Below are 17,325 nucleotides of genomic sequence, written 5' to 3'. Positions count from 1 at the left end.
TATTACACTTCAAAGATAGTGAATAGTAGTGTTGTTTTACAAGCTTTTCGATGACAGGAGGTTTGTGTCAGTCGATGAGTGTGTTTTTCTCTGTGATTGGTTTATGTGAGCAGTGTAGTGACCAATTAGAGCTTCTAATATGGAGTTATTAAGTTGGTTACGTATAAGTAAGGCTGTGTTGCAAATAAAAAACCTCCTTTAATTCGAGAACTAAAGGAGGAAAATTGCTATGAAAAAGTTGTAATAGATGAACTATTACACTTCTAAGATACATTATAGTTGACTTGTTTTAAAAGATTTTCGACGACTGACGGTTTGCGTGTGTTGAGTGGTGTATTTTTCTCTGTAACTGGTTTGTGTGAGCAGTGAAGTAACTAAAGTGAGCTTCTAATTTGGAGTTATTAAGTTGGTTACGTAAAAATAGGGCTGTATTGCACATAAAAACCTCCTTTAATTCGAAAACTAAAGGAGGAAAATTGCTATGAAAAAGATGTAATAGATGAACTATTACACTTCAAAGATAGTGTATAGTGGTGTTGCTTTGCAAGCTTTTCGATGACTGGTGGTTTGTGTCAGTCGATGAGTGTGTTTTTCTCTGCGACTGGTTTGTGTGAGCAGTGAAGTAACTAAATTGAGCTTCTAATTTGGTGTTGTATTTTGATTTGGCAAAAGTAGGGCTGTATTGCAAATAAAAAACCTCCTTTAATTCGAAAACTAAAGGAGGAAAATTGCTATGAAAAAGTTGTAATAGCTAAACTATTACACTTCAAAGATAATGTATAGAAAAGTTGTTTGCTACAATTTTAGCTGAAGTGTTGCTTTAGTTCGTTGAATAACATGAATGTGCTTTCAAAATGCATTTGGCGTTTAAGTTATTCGTCCTCTTTGAAGAGCTAATTACTTAGAGACTTCGTTCTTTTTTAATTTGTTCATAGGCCTCTTGAATTTTTAAGAATTTTTCTTCAGCGCCTTTTACATGTTCATCTCCTAAATGTTTTACTTTATCGGGATGGTGTTTTTTGACCATTTTTCTATAGGCAGCTTTTAGTTCTTGATCGGTGGCTGATTTTTCAATTTCTAAAATTTTATAAGCACTTTCGGAATCTTTGTAAAACATGGCTTTGATAGATTCAAAATCATGGATATTGATGCTTAGGTAGCCAGCTATTTTTTGAAGCATGTCCAATTCATCCGGTGTTACAATTTCATCGGCCTTGGCCAATGCAAATAAATAATGCATTAATTGCAAGCGTGAGGCGTGCTGCATTTGCTGTCTGATTTGTAAAGAAACTTGACGTACAGAGGTATCTTTGTTTTGCATGATTCCTTTAAATAATTTAAAGGCATGGTTGGCTCTGTCTTTGCCGTACATTTTTACAAAGTAGGCACGGACAAAATCCAGTTCTCTTTGATCTATTTTACCATCTGCTTTGATGACAAAGGAGGACAAAATCAATAAACTGATTTCAAAATCTCCAGAATGTGTATTGTTGGAATGATTGTTTGCCTGTTGTCTAAAATCTTGAATGTCTTTTTTGGTAAAGCCATCAATTACATTTCCTACAACAAAACCTAGTAAAGCACCAATTGGACCGCCAAAAGACCATCCTAAGCCAGCACCTAACCATTTTGTGAAACTTGCCATTTTTTATAAAATTGAGTTTAATACAAAACAAAAATCAAGAGACATTTCTAACATGTCAAATCGTGTGAAGATCATGTTTAATTTTTGTGATGTGAAAAAAATTAAGGCACAAATATAGTTTTAATCTTCTGTTGAAGATCTGCTAAAAAGTTAAGATAGTCTTAAAAGCTAAAAGCAATGCTCCTATCAACGAAATTTATAGTCGTGTTGAATGCATGTCACTTTCAATGCCTATCTTTGCAGTTCAAAAAGTATAATCATAAAGCATTAGAAAATATGTATCCACAAGAATTAACAGCGCCAATGGAAGCGCAATTGGTAGAAGCAGGATTTGCTGCTTTGAAAAGTCCAGAAGAAGTTGAAAATACGATAAAATTAGCAGGAACTACTTTGGTAGTGGTAAACTCTGTATGTGGATGTGCTGCAGGTACAGCTCGTCCAGGAGTTATTGCTTCTTTAGCAGGAGCGGCAAAACCAACAAACTTAGCAACAGTATTTGCAGGAGTAGATGGTGCAGCTGTTGGAAAAGCAAGAGAATTTATGATTCCTTTTCCTCCATCATCACCAGCAGTAGCTTTGTTTAAAGATGGAAATTTAGTACATATGTTAGAGCGTCACCATATTGAAGGTCGTTCTGCTGAAATGATTGCAGATCATTTGGCTGAAGCTTATGCTACTTATTGCAAGTAATACATAGGAGCACATAAAAAAACCGATTTGTAATTTACAAATCGGTTTTTTTATGTTTGTTAATTTCTGATTAGAAACTTTTACCTACAGATATTCCAAGTCTAGGAACAATCTCTCTAGAATCTTCAGTGTTGAATAAATTTCTACCAATACCCGCGTGGAAATCTACAACGAAACCATGATTAGAAACATATTTTCCTCCAAACCCTAAACCTAAGGCAAAATCTGTGTAGGTGTCGTCCTTGTCTGCTTCTATCTGAAGCTGTGTAAGTTCAATGTCTCCCGAATTTAAAGAACCAAATAATTCTCCAAAAAACTTTACATTTCCTTTGTCAAACAAATGTTGTCTGTAGTAAGGTGTCAAAGTGAATTCTTCAGAATAACGGAAGCTTGATGATTTTTTTTCAAAATTAAATAATACAGCCACACCTACAGATGATTCTGAATTTAGGACATGTTCAAAAGAAATGTCTAATGTTTTTAATGCTAAAATATCAAAGACATCTAATTTGATTTCATTTGTTTTTTGAGCGTTCATCGTTAAACTTAGAGTTAGTACGAAGAATAATAGTAATTTTTTCATTCTATTTTATTTCATGTTATGCTTGCAAATGTACTACTAATAATTTGTTTTTTAGAATCGTTTTCCAATAGAAATACCGCCTCTTGTAACAAGATTTTCTTCATCAGATCGAAAGTCGTTGTTTTCATTTGCAAATAAATTTCTACCAACACCAATAGACATTTCAGCAGTAAAGCCGCGTTTTGTTACCCATTTACCGCCTATTGAAATTCCTAAGGCAAAATCCTTGGTGTTTTCATATTCAAAGCGATCAATGGAGTGATTATAAGTTTGAGTTTCGTTGTCTTTGCTGTTGAACATTCCGAAACCTTCTACAAAAAAACCTTTAGCGTGTTTTTCTGAAAAGAAAACTCGATAAAATAAGGTTGATGAAAATCGTAAACGGCTATAGTCTGTCACTTCTTGTGCTTCAGAAATTGGAACAAAAACAGAAAGCCCAATTGAGTTATCTTCATTCAGAATTTTTTCATAAGAAACTTCAAGAGATTTTGTGACGATTAAATCGAAAGCATCAACTTTTATTTCATTTACTTTTTGTGAATGACTAAGGATTGTCGAAAAGCATGCGAAGAGTAATACAAATTTTTTCATTTTTTTTGCGGCTAAGCTACTATTTTATATCTGAAAATAAATAGGTTTGATAAAAATAAATCTCACTTAAAAATTGGCTCTTACCTGAACTGTTCCGGTATGAATTGTATGAATTTCACTGCTTTTTCTTCCTGAATAATTGACGTTTAAATGCAGGGTTTTGGTAAGTTTTTTTTGAAGAATTACATTCCATATATAATTGTTTCCAGGTTGTAATCCATCTAACATTTGATAGGAAATAGCCGTGTTATTGTCGCCTGTATACGTGTTTTTATGAAAGTTAAAATCTGCAATTAAGGCTCCTTTTTTAGGATGTGAATATTGAAATTCTGTACCCATTTTATGTGCTTTTAGATTGGAAGTGTTTAAGCTTTCATTTTTTAGGATGTATTCGTAATTTACTGTAAAATTGGTGTTTTTAGTATGCCTAAAAGTAATACTCGGATTCAATTTTTCTGTTTGAATTTGGTAATTTCTTTCTTCAAAATTTTCGGAAGTATTTTGAATAAGATTGGTGCTGGTGTTTATTTTAAGTAACCAATAAAAACCAATTCTATGTTGGTATTGCAACTGATTTAATTTCGATTCATTTTCTTGAAAACCAATTCCTAAATTACTTTTTACTTTCGATTTTGTATAGATATAAGTGGTAGAGTGTTTTTGTAAAGCTTTTCTAAAAAACAAACTATTTTTAAAATTGTATTGCAAGTCAAGTGTATTGTCTGTTGAAATTCGGAAAGGATTTAAATCAAAACCTGTTCCTATTCGTTCATTTTTACTATCCATTAAAAGGTAGGATTGGTTGTAAAACTGGGATATTATTTTTGTAAAACCGTTATTTTTTTCAAAAACAGCAAAATCTAAATGTAAGGACTGGCTAATTTTTTTCTGATGAATTTTTATATAGTTTAAGGAAGGTAGTGCTACTCGTAAATAACTGGCTTGATCAGAGAATTTGGCAACTTCAAATTCATTAAATTCTTGTGTGCCGTTATTATTGTAATCAATCCATGTATAAAATCCTTGCCCTGGTTCTGTTTTTACATAGGTGAATTCTTGTTTGGGTAATACGCCTGAACCCGTTTCAAATAGGGTAGACAAGTTGATGAAGTTTTTAAATAATTTTTGACGGTAATTGATACGTGAGTTCAAGGAGGTGGTGTTTTCTGAAAACTTATTTTTGACCGTTCTGTAGTTGGCATAAATAGCCAAATCTGTTTTTTTATTCTGAATTAATTTAGAACGTATATAATAGTTATTCGAAGCATTTACTTCCGTCAGTTTTTCAGATTTTACACTGTCGTTTTTTCGAAAGTTGACTCCGAATTTGGTAAATACTTTTGTGCTATCTCCAATTCCAAAGAAAGCATCGTAGGAGTTGAATTTTTGTGAGACTAGTTCCAGTTTTTTGGAGATTTTATCTTTCGTCTGATAATCTTCCATAGCCATAGAAGTTCCAATCCACGATTTTTTAAAATGATGTTTGACAGTGGCATTGGCGCGTAAAAAAGAGGTAACTGCCAAAGCGGTTTTGTTTTCTAAAATACGGGTATTACTGCTAAAACTAGTATTGCCCACTTGCATATTCGCATCAAAAATATGTCGGTACCCTTTGTAGGATTCACCTAAGTTTAATTTTTCAAAAGAATAAACAAAGGCTGTGTTTTTTTTGTTAGAAAGTTCTAAGTCGGATTTTATAAATTCTTGATTTCCAATTTCTGTTGTCAATCCCCAATCACGAGAAAATTCAATATTGTACAAAGGTTGTACAGTAGTAAAATTTTTATGCAAATAATCAAAATTCACCTTACTTTTTACCAACCATTGTTTGTTGGCATACACCTGTGTCCAATTTACTTTGGCAGCCAAACCTTTGTTTTGTTCATCATCAAGGTTAGAAAATAAATTGGCATCGTTATTACTAAAAGCAACTTCCGATTCAAGACTTGTGTTTTCTGTAGGCTTGTAGCTTAGCTTACTAAGGGCTACTTGTAATTTAGTAGGAGCAACCAACTGTGTTAAGGGGTTGTAGTCACCTTGATTTGTACCGATGTACTCATAAATTTTTCCAGTTGGCGTACTTCTCGAAAAAACATAAGCCCCCTTATTGCTGCCCACAAATTTAAAATTAACATTGTAGTATTCTTCATTGTTGTTTTTATCTTCTATGTATTCAAAAATTCCACCAGTGGTTTTTTGATATTGAATTTTATTTTCGTCGGAACTTTCTAAATAGCCACTACTGGCAAACATTTTTGAAGGATCATTTCCGGCATCTCTTAAAATTTCTTTTTGCTCGTCTGATAAATTTTGTTGAAGGGGTTGGTTTTTTGAATCATTTTCATTGTAAAAATAACCACCAATTTTTAATTTATCTGTTTTAAATTCTGCTTTGTTATAGGTAACAAAACGTGTATAGTTTTTGTCAGAATATTGAAACTCCGTGCTAATCCTCATATTTGCCGTAATAGGATAGGTGGTGGTAAAAGTTATCTCTGCCGTGTTGTAGTCAATAGTATAATCATTTTGTTCGCCTCTTTTTAAAGGGATTCCATTCACATATACGGTCTCACTTCCAGAAAGAATAATGATAAACAATTCTCCATTAGGACCACTTAATTTATATGGACCTTGGTTTCCTTCAACCCCTGTAAAAATTTGTCGGGTAAACTGACCTCTAACCAAGGCACCAGAAGCTAAAACATTGGTTTTGGATTCGTTGTTTGTCCAATGTGTTTTTGCTGCCAGTCCAGAAACTTTTTTATTGAATTTTAAAAATTCTGTTTCGTCATTGTTTAAAATAACATCTCCAGCTTGTACATTCCAATAGTCAGAAAATAATTCAATATACACGCGGTCAAATTCTTCAATATTTTGAGAATATCCATTTTTTTGAATGGGAATATTGCTGTCTGAAATGGTGGCTCTTAAATTCACTTTGTCAGACAGTTTTCCAGAGACTTGCAAATCGAGAGTAGAATTTAAAACAGCATCTTGATTGTTTCCAACGGTGACACCTCGCACCAAACTACCTTGTGTATTCAAACCTTCAAAAGGCTTTTCAGCTCTTTTTTTAGACTTGTTAAATTTGTATTTTTTACTGTGCAGGGTTCTATAGGGTACAATTATTTCTTCGTCGAAAATTTTATAGGTTTTTGTTAAAAATTCTGGGTAGGCGGTATAGTTGATTTTTATTTTCGAATATTTTTTTGAGTCGATGTACAACAGTCCTTTTCCAAAATCTACTTTATAAGCCGATTTAGGAATGAGTTTTCCCTTTTCTTTTATGGAAAATTCATAGGGGTTGACACTTACTTTTGAGAATTGCAAAGTATCTTTGGTAAGGTTTAAAGTAATGGTTTTGTAATTGGAAAGGCGGCTTTGTGCAGTTGCAGCAAACCCTAGCATTAAAAAGAAAAGCAATCCAATTTTATTCATGAAATGAAATAACGTTTGAGTTGCAAAAATAGTTTAAATTATAATGAAAATTCGGGAAGTTATTTTTGAATAAGTAGTTTCCAATGTTGTTTTTTTATTTTAAAGAATATTTTGGGAGCTTCTTACAATAGAATTATTTTTGACTTTAAAAAAGTGTTATGAAGTTGTTTTTTTCGGTTGGAGTATTGTTGATTTGTTTTCAGTTAAAAGCTCAAAAACCGGTGTTGTATGATAATGATACCATTATTTCTTGGAGCAAAACAAGGGTGCTGCAATGGGACGATTTTACAGGAAAAACGGATCCCAATATTTATGCTTATGCACTTACGAGTCATAAAATAGAATTACTTCCTGTAAATCTTTTGGTGGATCAGCATAACAACATAAAGAATTATAGGCGTTTAAATGTTTTGGTGAATTTTTATAAAAAGAAGTCGTGGAAATTTACTGAAGAAAAAGAGGTTTTGATTCATGAAAGATTGCATTTAGATATTGCTGAACTGTTTGCTCGGAAAATTAGAAAAGCTTTTTCAGCATTAAAAAAAGCAAATATTGCCAATTATGATCGGTATATAGAAACCTATACAAAATTATGGCAGGCTAGCAGATTGTATCAAAAACAATATGACGAAGCAACAAATCATGGCACCAAGCTTCTGGAAAATGTAGCTTGGGGTGAAAAAATAGCAAGGGAGTTAAAGAGTTTACAACAGTTTGAATACGAAAATTACTTAAAATAAAGATTGCTGTTTGTTTTCGCTTTCGTGTTCTAACAACCATTTTTTTCGCCACAAACCACCTGCATAGCCCGTAAGAGATCCGTCAGTTCCAATAACTCTATGGCAAGGAATGATGATGGCCAATAAATTTTTTCCATTGGCATTGGCCACAGCTCTAATAGCTTTGGGTTTGTTTAAAACTTTACTTTGTTCCAAATAACTCATTGTTTTACCATAGGAAATAGCTTGTAGACTTTTCCATGTTTTTCTTTGAAATTCAGTTCCTTGTGGATTTATTTTTACAGTGAATTCTGTTCTTGTTCCGTTAAAATATTCTTCCAACTGTGTCACACATTCTTGCAATACTTCAGGAATTACTTTGGTAACAGGGCTTTTTTTATCGGTGAAAATTAGAGAACGAACTCCATCAGCATCTCCATTAATTTTTGCAATTCCTAGGGGTGTTGCCACGGCTATTTTTTCTAATTTCATTTTGTTTATTTTCTTAGATTAATTTTTCTTTCATTTCCTCCAAACAGAAAACCTATATTAATTGTGTTCCCTTGGAATTCCGCATTAAAGTTGGACTTAGCAATGTACACTCGAGTTCTTAAAAATAGGTCCATTCTTGTTTTTCTATTCATAAAATTAGGGACTAGATTTAATGTGTTTTTGAATTTATAATCGAAATTGAGGCCGTAATGGATGTCAGAAGAAATAGTACGAAAGGAATTTTCTTCCTCAGTTCTTTCAGAAATCTCGGTAATTCCGTAACCAATAAAAGGAGTGAGTTTAAATTTACGATTTTCCATGATAGGATAGCCATATGTAAAGCTTGCTAGGGCCATTCCATATTTTTTATCTTTAAAAAGTTGTTCTTTCAGAAATAAATCTTCTTTTAATTTTATAAATATCAAATTGGTGTTTAAAGAAAACAGCGATTTTTTCCAACCAAAATCAAGACCAAATGTTAAACCAATTCCCGGTTTGATGGATTTGTTTAAAGAATTGCTGGCAAAAGCATGCTCGATTCCAAAATACCCACCATAACTAAAATTTCTATCTATGGTTTCAGGAATAGGGTCTGGATCTGTATGTTCTAATTTTTTTGAAATAGTTGTTTTCCAAGTGTCTAATGCTTCTTTATTAGAACTATAATGTGATGCAACTCTAAAACGATCTAGTTCATCTAAAAGTTGCTCTTTAATTCCGTTAAGTTTCGCTTCTATATTAAAAGCATAAGACGCATTGTACAATTCTGTTTGTAGTTTTCTCCTGTAATATTCAAGTATGTCAAACTCAATTTGATGGTAATAAAGAATCTGATCGTTTTTAGCTTTTAGATCCACAAAAGAGTTTTCTGTGTTGATAAACGCAATGGCTTTGATGCGGTTTATAGTTGTGTTTTTTATTTTAGTTTTTTCCTGTTCATAGGTTAAATACAAAGCGGGAATTGATCCGCGAATTTCAAGTCTTTCTTCTTTGAAATCCTCCCAAGTCAGTTGGCCGACACTCCAATATTTTCGTTCATTTTGCCCAAAGGAGAGTGTTGTAAAAACATTAAATGCAATTAAAATTAATAGACTTTTTTTCATAGCTTAAACACGACTTATATTTTAAATATGGCTTTGGAATTTTCTGTGGTAATTCGGGCAATTTCATCAAAGGGCAACCCGTAAATGTCGACCAATTTTCCAATCACATTTGTTAAATAACTGCTTTCATTTCGCTTCCCTCTATAAGGAGTGGGAGCAAGGTAAGGTGCATCGGTTTCTAAAACGATTTCACTAAGTGGAATTTCATTTAAAAATTTATCTATTTTTCCGTTTTTAAAAGTCACAACCCCGCCAATTCCTAATTTCATATTTAAGGAAACAGCTTGTTTGGCTTGTTCTAAATTTCCAGTAAAACAATGAAAAATTCCAAATAAATCCTCGCTTTTTTCTTCTTTTAAAATTTCAAATACTTCATCAAAGGCATTTCTACAATGAATATTAATGGGCATTTTTCTTTCTTTTGCCCATTGAATTTGGGTTCTAAAGGCATATTGTTGTTCTTTTAAATAAGTTTGATCCCAATACAAATCCATACCAATTTCGCCTATGGCATAAAACGTACGTTTGTCAATCCATTCTTTGATCAGGGCTAACTCTTCTTCAACATTTTCTTTTACATGGGTTGGGTGTAATCCCATCATTAAAAAGATGTTTTCTGGATAGGCCGCTTCTAAATCTAACATGGATTGTGTGTATTCGCTATCGATGGCAGGAATAAAAAAACGGGTAACACCTGCGTCAATTGAACGCTGTATCACTTCATGTCTGTCTTCGTCAAATTGTTCGCTGTATAAATGGGTATGTGTATCGGTAATCATATTGCTATTGATTCTTTGAATCGTTAATTGTTTCAGAATTTTTGGTGGAAACCAAATAGTTTCAATTCTGCTTAATATCTTTGGCAAAAATAGAATAAAATGTCAAGCCTAAAGAAAACCTTATCAAAAAAAGGATACCATCGAATTCCTTTTAAAATAACGAAAACCAATCATTTGGTATTAAAAGGAAAATTAAACGGAAGCAAAGGTCGTTTTATACTAGATACCGGGGCATCAAATTCTTGCATCGGTTTTGATTCGGTTACTTATTTTAAAGTAGAAACTACGGATTCAGACACAAAAGCTTCAGGAGCGGGAGCTACCAATATGGAGACCTTAAAATCGACAAATAATAAACTAAAATTAGATGTTTGGAAAACGGCGAAGTTAGACTTGGTTGTTTTTAATTTGTCGCATGTAAATCAAGCTTTGGAAGAGCATGGCGCTAAACAAATTCATGGAATAATTGGTGCTGATGTGTTAATGAAAGGGGAAGCTATTATTGATTATAAAAAGAAGTTATTGTATTTGAAATAACAGTTAATAAGTCTTTAGTTCTTGGTTTTGAGTCGAAAAAATAAATTCTTAAAATTCACTCAGCGATTTTCCTTCGGTATTTTGTAAAGTATCACTTTTGGCAGAACCAATAATTTGAGAAGAATAAATTCCGGTGTTTCCTGAGAATAAATAAGCCGTTACACAAGCAATGGCAATAAATACGCCCGCTTCCATACCGAATAATTCAATACCCATAATAGTACAGGCAATTGGTGTATTGGTGGCACCAGAAAAAACAGCGACAAATCCCATTCCTGCTAATAAAGCCATGGGCAAGGGTAGAAATAAAGCCAAAGCATTTCCTAGAGTTGCGCCAATAAAGAAAAGTGGAGTTACCTCACCACCTTTAAATCCAACACCAATGGTAAATGTGGTTAGCAAAATTTTAATAGCAAAATCGTAATAGGGCAATGGGGTTTCAAAAGCTTCAACAATGGTAGGAATTCCTAATCCAATATATTTTGTTGTTCCTAGTAAAAAGATACAAAGAGCAATGATAATTCCGCCTATAAAAGGACGTAAAGGTGGGTATTTAATTTTTGAAGCAATGTTTTGAAACCAATGGATTCCTTTAGAGAAATAGGTACTAACGACCCCAAAAATAATTCCACTTACAATGGCTATAAAAAAAGCAAGAACACCCATCTCAGGAACAAAATTGATATGGTAATGTGTATGAGGAACACCCCATAAATTACAAATATAATCGGCAATAACGGCAGCTAAAAAACTGGGTAAAATTGCATCGTAGCGCATGCGGCCAATAACTAAAACTTCCAAAGCAAAAATAGCACCTGCTAAAGGAGTTCCAAAAACAGAAGCAAAACCTGCGGAAATTCCCATAACCATAAGAATTTTACGATCATTTTTTCCGAATTTCAATATTTTGGAAAGTTGGTCAACAATAGCGCCACCCATCTGAACAGCCGTTCCCTCACGTCCAGCAGATCCTCCAAATAAATGTGTAATTACGGTTCCAATATAAACCAAAGGCGCCATTTTAAAAGGAACAATATCTTTTGGGCTGTGCAATTCATCAATCAGTTGGTTGTTTCCTTTTACCACACTTTTACCATAGTAATGGTATAACAAACCAATAATAAGTCCACCAATGGGTAGCAACCAAATTATCCATGGGTTCGCTTCGCGATAATCCGTAGCTTTAAATAAAGAAACCAAAAGTAAGGCAGATGCGGATCCTACAAAAATTCCTGAAACAATGGCTAGCGCTAACCATTTTAGTAGGTAAATACTTAGTTTCGGATAGTCGGAAAGTGCAATTCTTTTTTTGAAGGCGTTCATTTGTCAATTACTTTGATGCTGCAAATATAAGTATTCAAATTTTGCTGATTTGAATTTGGACTTCAGAAAGAGCAAGTTTAAAAAAAGAAATAAAAAGTGTAGTTTCGCTAATAAATTTTATAATATGAAAAATAGAATGAACTACTTTTTTGTAGGGTTAATTTTGTTCTTAGGTTTGCAAATAAACGCTCAGACTAAGGAACTGAATTTAGGAGATAATATACCGAAATTTTCTGCATTGGACGCCTCAGGAAAAGAATGGAAATCGGTAAAAAATGTAAAGTCTGATTTTTTGGTGGTGTATTTTTACCCGGCCGCCATGACAGGTGGTTGTACCAAACAAGCTTGTGCTTATAGAGATGACAAAGCAAGTTTCGATGCTTTGAACGTACAAGTAATTGGGGTAAGTGGAGATGAAGTAAAAAATTTAGCACATTTTAGAGATGCTTACAATTTAAATTTTCCGTTGCTTTCTGATGCAGATGGTGTGATTGCGAAATTATTTGGCGTACCATCAAAACTAGGGGAGCGAAGTATTAAAAGAGAATTGGATGGTTTGGAAGTGTTCTTAAAAAGAAATGTAACCACATCACGTTGGACCTTTGTTTTTGATAGAAAGGGAAATTGATTTATAAAAACAATGCAGTGAAAGCTGCAGAGGACAGTCAAACCGTTAAAGAAGTCATACAAAAATATATGTAGTAAAAATAAATATCCCTTAATGTGTTTCATTAAGGGATATTTTAAAATAAGCAGTAAATGTATTATTTATTCGGTTGCGGAGTCATTCTTAAATAAGGTTTTACTTCAGTAAATCCTTTAGGAAAAATGGCTGCAATATCTTCTGTTTTAATTGCTGGCACTACCACACAGTCATCACCGTCTTGCCAATTGGCAGGAGTGGCTACTTTATGGTAAGCCGTTAATTGTAAAGAATCAATAACTCGAATCAATTCATCAAAATTACGTCCTGTTGAAGCAGGGTAGGTAATCATTAATTTGATGGTTTTATCTGGTGCGATGATAAACACAGAACGAACCGTTAGGTTATTGTCTGCTTTTGGGTGAATCATATCGTACAAATTAGCTACTTTTTTATCCTCATCTGCAATGATTGGAAAGTTGACCGTTGTGTTTTGAGTTTCATTGATGTCTTTGATCCAACCTTTATGAGATTCAACACCGTCTACACTTAATGCGGCTACTTTTACATTTCTTTGGTTGAACTGTTCAGTGTATTTAGCTACGGTTCCTAATTCTGTAGTACAAACTGGCGTATAATCTGCAGGATGAGAAAATAACAATCCCCAAGATTCACCTAGCCATTGATGAAAATTAATAGTTCCTTCTGATGTTTCTGCTGTAAAATCTGGAGCAATATCTCCAAGTCTTAATGTTGCCATAGTTTTTTATGTTTTAAAATTGAAATAATATTTGGACTAGCTAAGTTAAGCGTTTTTTTAGTTTGAACATGGTCATACAGAATTGAGTTTGTTAAAGTATTGTAAAATGTTATTCGTATGAATTTGAATGGAAATTTTTTTGAATTTTGTTGAAATGAGACAAAGAGAAAAACCCCGAACAGAATTTCTATTCGAGGTTTTATATTTAAGTATTATAAAAGTGAACTTTTATTTGTTCGTTGTATAAAATTACTAGTTCTTGATTAACATTTTGCTTTCACTTCCTAATGCAGTCGTGATTTTTGAAATATACATTCCAGAAGTCAAGTTGGAAGCATCAACTGTTGCTGATGAAGAATTTGGATGTAATGAAAGAACCCTTTCACCTAAAATATTATAGACTTCGATTGATTTCATAATTTGATCTTTGGTAGAAAGAAACCATTGATTGTTGGTTGGATTTGGATAAGTTTCAAGTCCTTCAATTTTGTAATCATTTAGTCCCAAAGAACAAGTGTCACCTACGGTATATGAGAAGTATTTTGTGATTCCAAAACTACCAGCCCATGCAAATTTACATCCAAAACTAATTACTTCTCCATTCGTTTTTCCTGAAACATCTGCTGAATAAATAGAGCCAGATGTATTGGTCATACCTGTTTCACTAAACGGGCTTTCTTCCCATAAAAAACCTACAATTCCTTCTACGTCATCTAATAATTCAAACGAAATACGAACATCTCCGTTCCCTAAAGTTTCAAAGGAATAATTGTAGCCTACGGCAAATTCTCCTTGTTGACTTTCAGTTGAATTTCCTTCACAGGGAGTATTTGTGTCTACAGAAAATGATATGGTATATGTTTTTACGGTATTGGTGTCCTCAGATGTAACAACCACAGTCGCATCTCCAGGTAGTTGAGTAGCTTGTGTAATTACAGCATTAGCTCCACTTTGCGATTTAGTTGCTGTTGTAATTTGAGGAATACTTGTTGTTCCTTTTGGCAATACTACGTCATAGTTTAATTCTGCAGAAGAGAATCCAGATACGGTTTCGCTATCTATTTGTATATCTGTTAGCGTTGCATCAGTTAAAGGATCTACAGTAGCTCTCCAAAAATAGATATTGTCTAAAAATATTGTTCCATTACCTACAGTTTTGAATTGTATGGCTGCGGCAAGATTTCTACCCGCATTTGAATAAAAACTCAAAGGAATATCAATACCAACCCATTGTCCAGTTGTGATTCCATCTGTTGCGGCAATATCATAACCATTTTCTCCCCCTGCAATTAAGAAAAACTGTAGTGCAGTGGCATCATTTGTATGGTAATCTAAATGAATATATTCCATTGCGGAAACATCTGAGCTAGTGTACTCCATTCCTTGGTAGTTCAAGTTCGCATATTTCAAGAGGTTGTTAGAGCTGATTTGAATTTCTGAGAAAGTTGTTGCTTGGCCCCAACCAGGATTTAGGTTTGTCGCATTACTAGAGTATGTGTCGCTATAAACGGAAATGACATCAGCACTGTTTTGTGTTGGTGCAGGAGCTGCCGTAGCTGGTGTAGGGTCTAAGGTAAAGTTTATTGTTACTGTATTCGTGGTGATTCCATCTTGGGCGGTTACCAAAATTGTTGTAGCTCCAGGAAGGCTTGACGCATTTGTAATTTGGGTAGTTGCGCTTCCGTCTGTTGGAGTTGCTACAACAGTTGGAACAGTAGTGGCATCAGCGGCAAGTTCAATAGCATAGCTTGTTGTTAATGATCCGAAACCAGAAATGGCATCTCCATCTACAGTTAGTGCGCTAAGAGAAGCATCCGTTCCTGCAGCAGCTGGGTTTTTCCAAAAATAGATATTGTCTAAATAAAGTGTTCCGTTACCTACGGTTTTGAACTGGAAAGCAGCGGTAAGATTTCTTCCGGCTTCTACATAGAAACTTAACGGAATGTCGATTCCAACCCATTGCCCAGTTGTAATTCCATCTGTTGCTGCAACATCGTATGCATTTTCACCTCCTGCAATTAAGAAAAATTGAAAAGCAGTAGCATCAGTCGTATAATAGTCCAAATGAACATATTCCATTGCAGATACGTCAGTTGGGTTTGTGTATTCTGTACCTTGGTAGTTCAAGTTAGCGTACTTTATGATATGGTCTGAACTAACTACAATTTCTGACTGGGTAGTAGCTTGTCCCCATGAAGGGTTTAAGTTTGTCGCAATGCTTGTATATGCATCACTGTATACAGATATAACATCTATGGCAGCACTGGTTGGTGTGGGTGCCGTGGTTGTTGGATCTTGAGAATATCCAAATGAAGCTGTCAAAAGGAGTACTAATAAGAGTGTAATTTTTTTCATAATATATTGGGTTTAAGTTATAACTAAAGCTAATACTATGAATTCGTGAATTTTAATTAAAAGCCTGTATAAAAGCTTTACAGATAAAAAATCTATTGTTTTCTATGATTATTGCGGGTTTCAACGTTTTTTGTTAAGTCATTAATACTTGTATGTTGTGTTGATGTTAAGTTGTTGTAATTGTTTTTGCAGCTCTACAAAAAACTTACAATGGTGTTTTTAGTTTTTTTTTGGATTGAACTTTAAAAATGATCACTCATAAATGTTTTTATAGCAACGAAAAACCCCGAATAGAATTTCTATTCGGGGTTTTATATAAAGTAGGAATTAGAAGTTCAATAAATTGAGTCTTCTTTTGTAAGAATTATTTTATAATTCCAATGCTTTTTTAGGATTGTTGTTCATCAACAATTCAATCGGATTTTCTATAGCTTCTTTTATAGCTACTAAGAAACCAACAGATTCTTTACCATCTACAATTCTATGATCGTATGATAAAGCAACATACATAATTGGTTGAATAACTACTTGACCATTAACAGCCATTGGGCGCTCAACAATATTGTGCATTCCTAAAATTGCAGACTGAGGAGGGTTGATAATTGGCGTAGATAACATAGAACCAAATACACCACCGTTTGTGATAGTAAACGTACCACCTGTCATTTCATCTACTGTAATTTGTCCATCACGAGCTCTTAAGGCCAAACGTTTTACTTCGCTTTCAACACCTCTAAAAGATAAGTTTTCAGCATTTCTAATGACAGGTACCATCAATCCTTTAGGACCAGATACTGCTATAGAAATATCAGCAAAATCGTTTTTAATTTGGAAATCACCATCAATCATTGAGTTGACATCAGGATACAATTCTAAAGCTCTAGTAACAGCCAAAGTAAAGAAAGACATAAATCCTAATCCAACGCCATGTTTGGCTTTGAAAGTTTCTTTGTACTGATTTCTTAGATCAAAAATAGGTTGCATGTTTACTTCGTTGAACGTAGTTAACATAGCGGTATCATTTTTTACAGCAACCAAACGTTGTGCTACTTTTCTTCGCAGCATAGACATTTTTTTACGCTCTGTTCCACGACTTCCATTAGAAGTACCCATGGCAGGAGTTGCGTTTAAAGCATCTTCTTTGGTAATTCTTCCATCTTTTCCAGTACCGGCAACAGCCGCATTGTCAATCCCTTTTTCGTCAAGAATTTTTTGTGCAGCAGGAGCAGCGGATCCCGTAGCATAAGTTGCAGCTTCCGTAGCTTTTAGAGCTTCTACAACAGGAGCAGCCGGAGCTTCTTCTTTTGCAGGAGCGGCAGTAGCAGCTTCTGAACTTCCTTCTGGCTTAGCACCTTCCATGTCAATTAAACAAACAACAGCACCAACTTCAACAGCATCGCCTTCTTCAGCTTTTAAAGTAATAATTCCACTTTCTTCAGCAGGCAATTCTAAAGTCGCTTTGTCAGAATCTACTTCAGCAATAGGCTGATCTTTTTCAACATAATCTCCATCTTCTACTAACCAAGATGCTATTTCTACTTCTGTAATTGATTCCCCCGGAGAAGGAACTTTCATTTCTAAAATCATTGTTACTAATTTTAAATTTCTTGCTCTTTTTTCAAGAACAATTTTGTTTGTTAATTTCTTTACCCTTCGACAAGCTCAGG

15 protein-coding genes are annotated in these 17,325 nt (G+C 34.0%); 4 read left to right on the top strand and 11 right to left on the bottom strand.

All coding sequences use genetic code 11. The features are described from left to right. Window positions 1-901: 901 nt before the first annotated feature. On the bottom strand, window positions 902-1,645 hold the full coding sequence (locus FGM02_RS03275) for a tellurite resistance TerB family protein (protein WP_139956891.1): 744 nt from the start codon (window positions 1,643-1,645) through the stop codon (window positions 902-904). Window positions 1,646-1,921: 276 nt separating this feature from the next. On the opposite strand from FGM02_RS03275, the gene FGM02_RS03270 reads away from it, so the two are divergent. After that, window positions 1,922-2,335: a BrxA/BrxB family bacilliredoxin gene (locus FGM02_RS03270; RefSeq protein ID WP_139956890.1), complete on the top strand. Its 414-nt coding sequence runs from the start codon at window positions 1,922-1,924 to the stop codon at window positions 2,333-2,335. Between the two features lie 70 nt (window positions 2,336-2,405). Here FGM02_RS03270 and FGM02_RS03265 read toward each other — a convergent pair whose 3' ends face one another. The 3 genes from FGM02_RS03265 to FGM02_RS03255 all read right to left on the bottom strand — a co-directional run bounded on the left by FGM02_RS03265 (window position 2,406) and on the right by FGM02_RS03255 (window position 6,947). After that, entirely contained in the window at window positions 2,406-2,918 is a 513-nt protein-coding gene (locus FGM02_RS03265) for a DUF3575 domain-containing protein (RefSeq protein WP_139956889.1), read from the bottom strand. A gap of 51 nt (window positions 2,919-2,969) precedes the next feature. Continuing rightward, window positions 2,970-3,509 (bottom strand): DUF3575 domain-containing protein, encoded by a 540-nt coding sequence (locus tag FGM02_RS03260; protein ID WP_139956888.1) that lies wholly within the window; start codon window positions 3,507-3,509, stop codon window positions 2,970-2,972. A 66-nt stretch (window positions 3,510-3,575) separates the two neighbouring features. Beyond that, complete coding sequence (locus FGM02_RS03255; RefSeq protein ID WP_139956887.1) at window positions 3,576-6,947, bottom strand: hypothetical protein; 3,372 nt, start codon at window positions 6,945-6,947, stop codon at window positions 3,576-3,578. Window positions 6,948-7,105: 158 nt separating this feature from the next. On the opposite strand from FGM02_RS03255, the gene FGM02_RS03250 reads away from it, so the two are divergent. Beyond that, window positions 7,106-7,687, top strand: coding sequence for a DUF922 domain-containing protein (locus FGM02_RS03250; protein WP_139956886.1), 582 nt, complete (start codon window positions 7,106-7,108; stop codon window positions 7,685-7,687). Here the strand turns inward: FGM02_RS03250 and FGM02_RS03245 are convergent. The 3 genes from FGM02_RS03245 to FGM02_RS03235 are packed head-to-tail and all read right to left on the bottom strand — an operon-like array spanning window position 7,679 to window position 10,040. After that, on the bottom strand, window positions 7,679-8,158 hold the full coding sequence (locus FGM02_RS03245) for a methylated-DNA--[protein]-cysteine S-methyltransferase (protein WP_139956885.1): 480 nt from the start codon (window positions 8,156-8,158) through the stop codon (window positions 7,679-7,681). The two genes, FGM02_RS03250 and FGM02_RS03245, sit on opposite strands and share 9 nt — an antisense overlap. A gap of 5 nt (window positions 8,159-8,163) precedes the next feature. Next, window positions 8,164-9,261, bottom strand: coding sequence for a hypothetical protein (locus tag FGM02_RS03240; RefSeq protein WP_139956884.1), 1,098 nt, complete (start codon window positions 9,259-9,261; stop codon window positions 8,164-8,166). A gap of 14 nt (window positions 9,262-9,275) precedes the next feature. Continuing rightward, a complete protein-coding gene (locus FGM02_RS03235; RefSeq protein ID WP_208021468.1) occupies window positions 9,276-10,040 on the bottom strand; it encodes a TatD family hydrolase in 765 nt (254 codons plus the stop codon). 99 nt (window positions 10,041-10,139) lie between these two features. Here FGM02_RS03235 and FGM02_RS03230 point away from each other — a divergent pair, with 99 nt between their 5' ends. Continuing rightward, on the top strand, window positions 10,140-10,577 hold the full coding sequence (locus FGM02_RS03230; protein WP_139956883.1) for a retropepsin-like aspartic protease: 438 nt from the start codon (window positions 10,140-10,142) through the stop codon (window positions 10,575-10,577). 48 nt (window positions 10,578-10,625) lie between these two features. On the opposite strand, the gene FGM02_RS03225 is transcribed toward FGM02_RS03230, so the two are convergent. Then, on the bottom strand, window positions 10,626-11,900 hold the full coding sequence (locus FGM02_RS03225) for a voltage-gated chloride channel family protein (RefSeq protein WP_139956882.1): 1,275 nt from the start codon (window positions 11,898-11,900) through the stop codon (window positions 10,626-10,628). 124 nt (window positions 11,901-12,024) lie between these two features. On the opposite strand from FGM02_RS03225, the gene FGM02_RS03220 reads away from it, so the two are divergent. Further along, window positions 12,025-12,528: a peroxiredoxin gene (locus tag FGM02_RS03220; protein WP_208021467.1), complete on the top strand. Its 504-nt coding sequence runs from the start codon at window positions 12,025-12,027 to the stop codon at window positions 12,526-12,528. A 136-nt stretch (window positions 12,529-12,664) separates the two neighbouring features. On the opposite strand, the gene FGM02_RS03215 is transcribed toward FGM02_RS03220, so the two are convergent. The 3 genes from FGM02_RS03215 to odhB all read right to left on the bottom strand — a co-directional run bounded on the left by FGM02_RS03215 (window position 12,665) and on the right by odhB (window position 17,245). Continuing rightward, the gene (locus FGM02_RS03215) at window positions 12,665-13,303 is read right to left on the bottom strand and encodes a peroxiredoxin (RefSeq protein WP_139956881.1); all 639 of its coding nucleotides are present in this window, start codon (window positions 13,301-13,303) and stop codon (window positions 12,665-12,667) included. A gap of 252 nt (window positions 13,304-13,555) precedes the next feature. After that, complete coding sequence (locus FGM02_RS03210; protein WP_139956880.1) at window positions 13,556-15,658, bottom strand: T9SS type A sorting domain-containing protein; 2,103 nt, start codon at window positions 15,656-15,658, stop codon at window positions 13,556-13,558. 369 nt (window positions 15,659-16,027) lie between these two features. Then, window positions 16,028-17,245, bottom strand: a complete 1,218-nt coding sequence (odhB, locus tag FGM02_RS03205) for a 2-oxoglutarate dehydrogenase complex dihydrolipoyllysine-residue succinyltransferase (protein ID WP_139956879.1) — start codon at window positions 17,243-17,245, stop codon at window positions 16,028-16,030. Window positions 17,246-17,325 lie beyond the last annotated feature (80 nt).

The organism is Flavicella sediminum, from assembly GCF_006381105.1.
GTDB lineage: Bacteria > Bacteroidota > Bacteroidia > Flavobacteriales > Flavobacteriaceae > Flavicella > Flavicella sediminum.
This window is presented reverse-complemented; position numbering and strand designations above follow the sequence as displayed.

Excerpts from the sequence above, each read along its gene's own strand:
- FGM02_RS03275 (WP_139956891.1), bottom strand. The coding sequence starts at position 1,645 with ATGGCAAGTTTCACAAAATGGTTAGGTGCTGGCTTAGGATGGTCTTTT.
- FGM02_RS03270 (WP_139956890.1), top strand. The coding sequence starts at position 1,922 with ATGTATCCACAAGAATTAACAGCGCCAATGGAAGCGCAATTGGTAGAA.
- FGM02_RS03265 (WP_139956889.1), bottom strand. The coding sequence starts at position 2,918 with ATGAAAAAATTACTATTATTCTTCGTACTAACTCTAAGTTTAACGATG.
- FGM02_RS03260 (WP_139956888.1), bottom strand. The coding sequence starts at position 3,509 with ATGAAAAAATTTGTATTACTCTTCGCATGCTTTTCGACAATCCTTAGT.
- FGM02_RS03255 (WP_139956887.1), bottom strand. The coding sequence starts at position 6,947 with ATGAATAAAATTGGATTGCTTTTCTTTTTAATGCTAGGGTTTGCTGCA.
- FGM02_RS03250 (WP_139956886.1), top strand. The coding sequence starts at position 7,106 with ATGAAGTTGTTTTTTTCGGTTGGAGTATTGTTGATTTGTTTTCAGTTA.
- FGM02_RS03245 (WP_139956885.1), bottom strand. The coding sequence starts at position 8,158 with ATGAAATTAGAAAAAATAGCCGTGGCAACACCCCTAGGAATTGCAAAA.
- FGM02_RS03240 (WP_139956884.1), bottom strand. The coding sequence starts at position 9,261 with ATGAAAAAAAGTCTATTAATTTTAATTGCATTTAATGTTTTTACAACA.
- FGM02_RS03235 (WP_208021468.1), bottom strand. The coding sequence starts at position 10,040 with ATGATTACCGATACACATACCCATTTATACAGCGAACAATTTGACGAA.
- FGM02_RS03230 (WP_139956883.1), top strand. The coding sequence starts at position 10,140 with ATGTCAAGCCTAAAGAAAACCTTATCAAAAAAAGGATACCATCGAATT.
- FGM02_RS03225 (WP_139956882.1), bottom strand. The coding sequence starts at position 11,900 with ATGAACGCCTTCAAAAAAAGAATTGCACTTTCCGACTATCCGAAACTA.
- FGM02_RS03220 (WP_208021467.1), top strand. The coding sequence starts at position 12,025 with ATGAAAAATAGAATGAACTACTTTTTTGTAGGGTTAATTTTGTTCTTA.
- FGM02_RS03215 (WP_139956881.1), bottom strand. The coding sequence starts at position 13,303 with ATGGCAACATTAAGACTTGGAGATATTGCTCCAGATTTTACAGCAGAA.
- FGM02_RS03210 (WP_139956880.1), bottom strand. The coding sequence starts at position 15,658 with ATGAAAAAAATTACACTCTTATTAGTACTCCTTTTGACAGCTTCATTT.
- odhB (WP_139956879.1), bottom strand. The coding sequence starts at position 17,245 with ATGATTTTAGAAATGAAAGTTCCTTCTCCGGGGGAATCAATTACAGAA.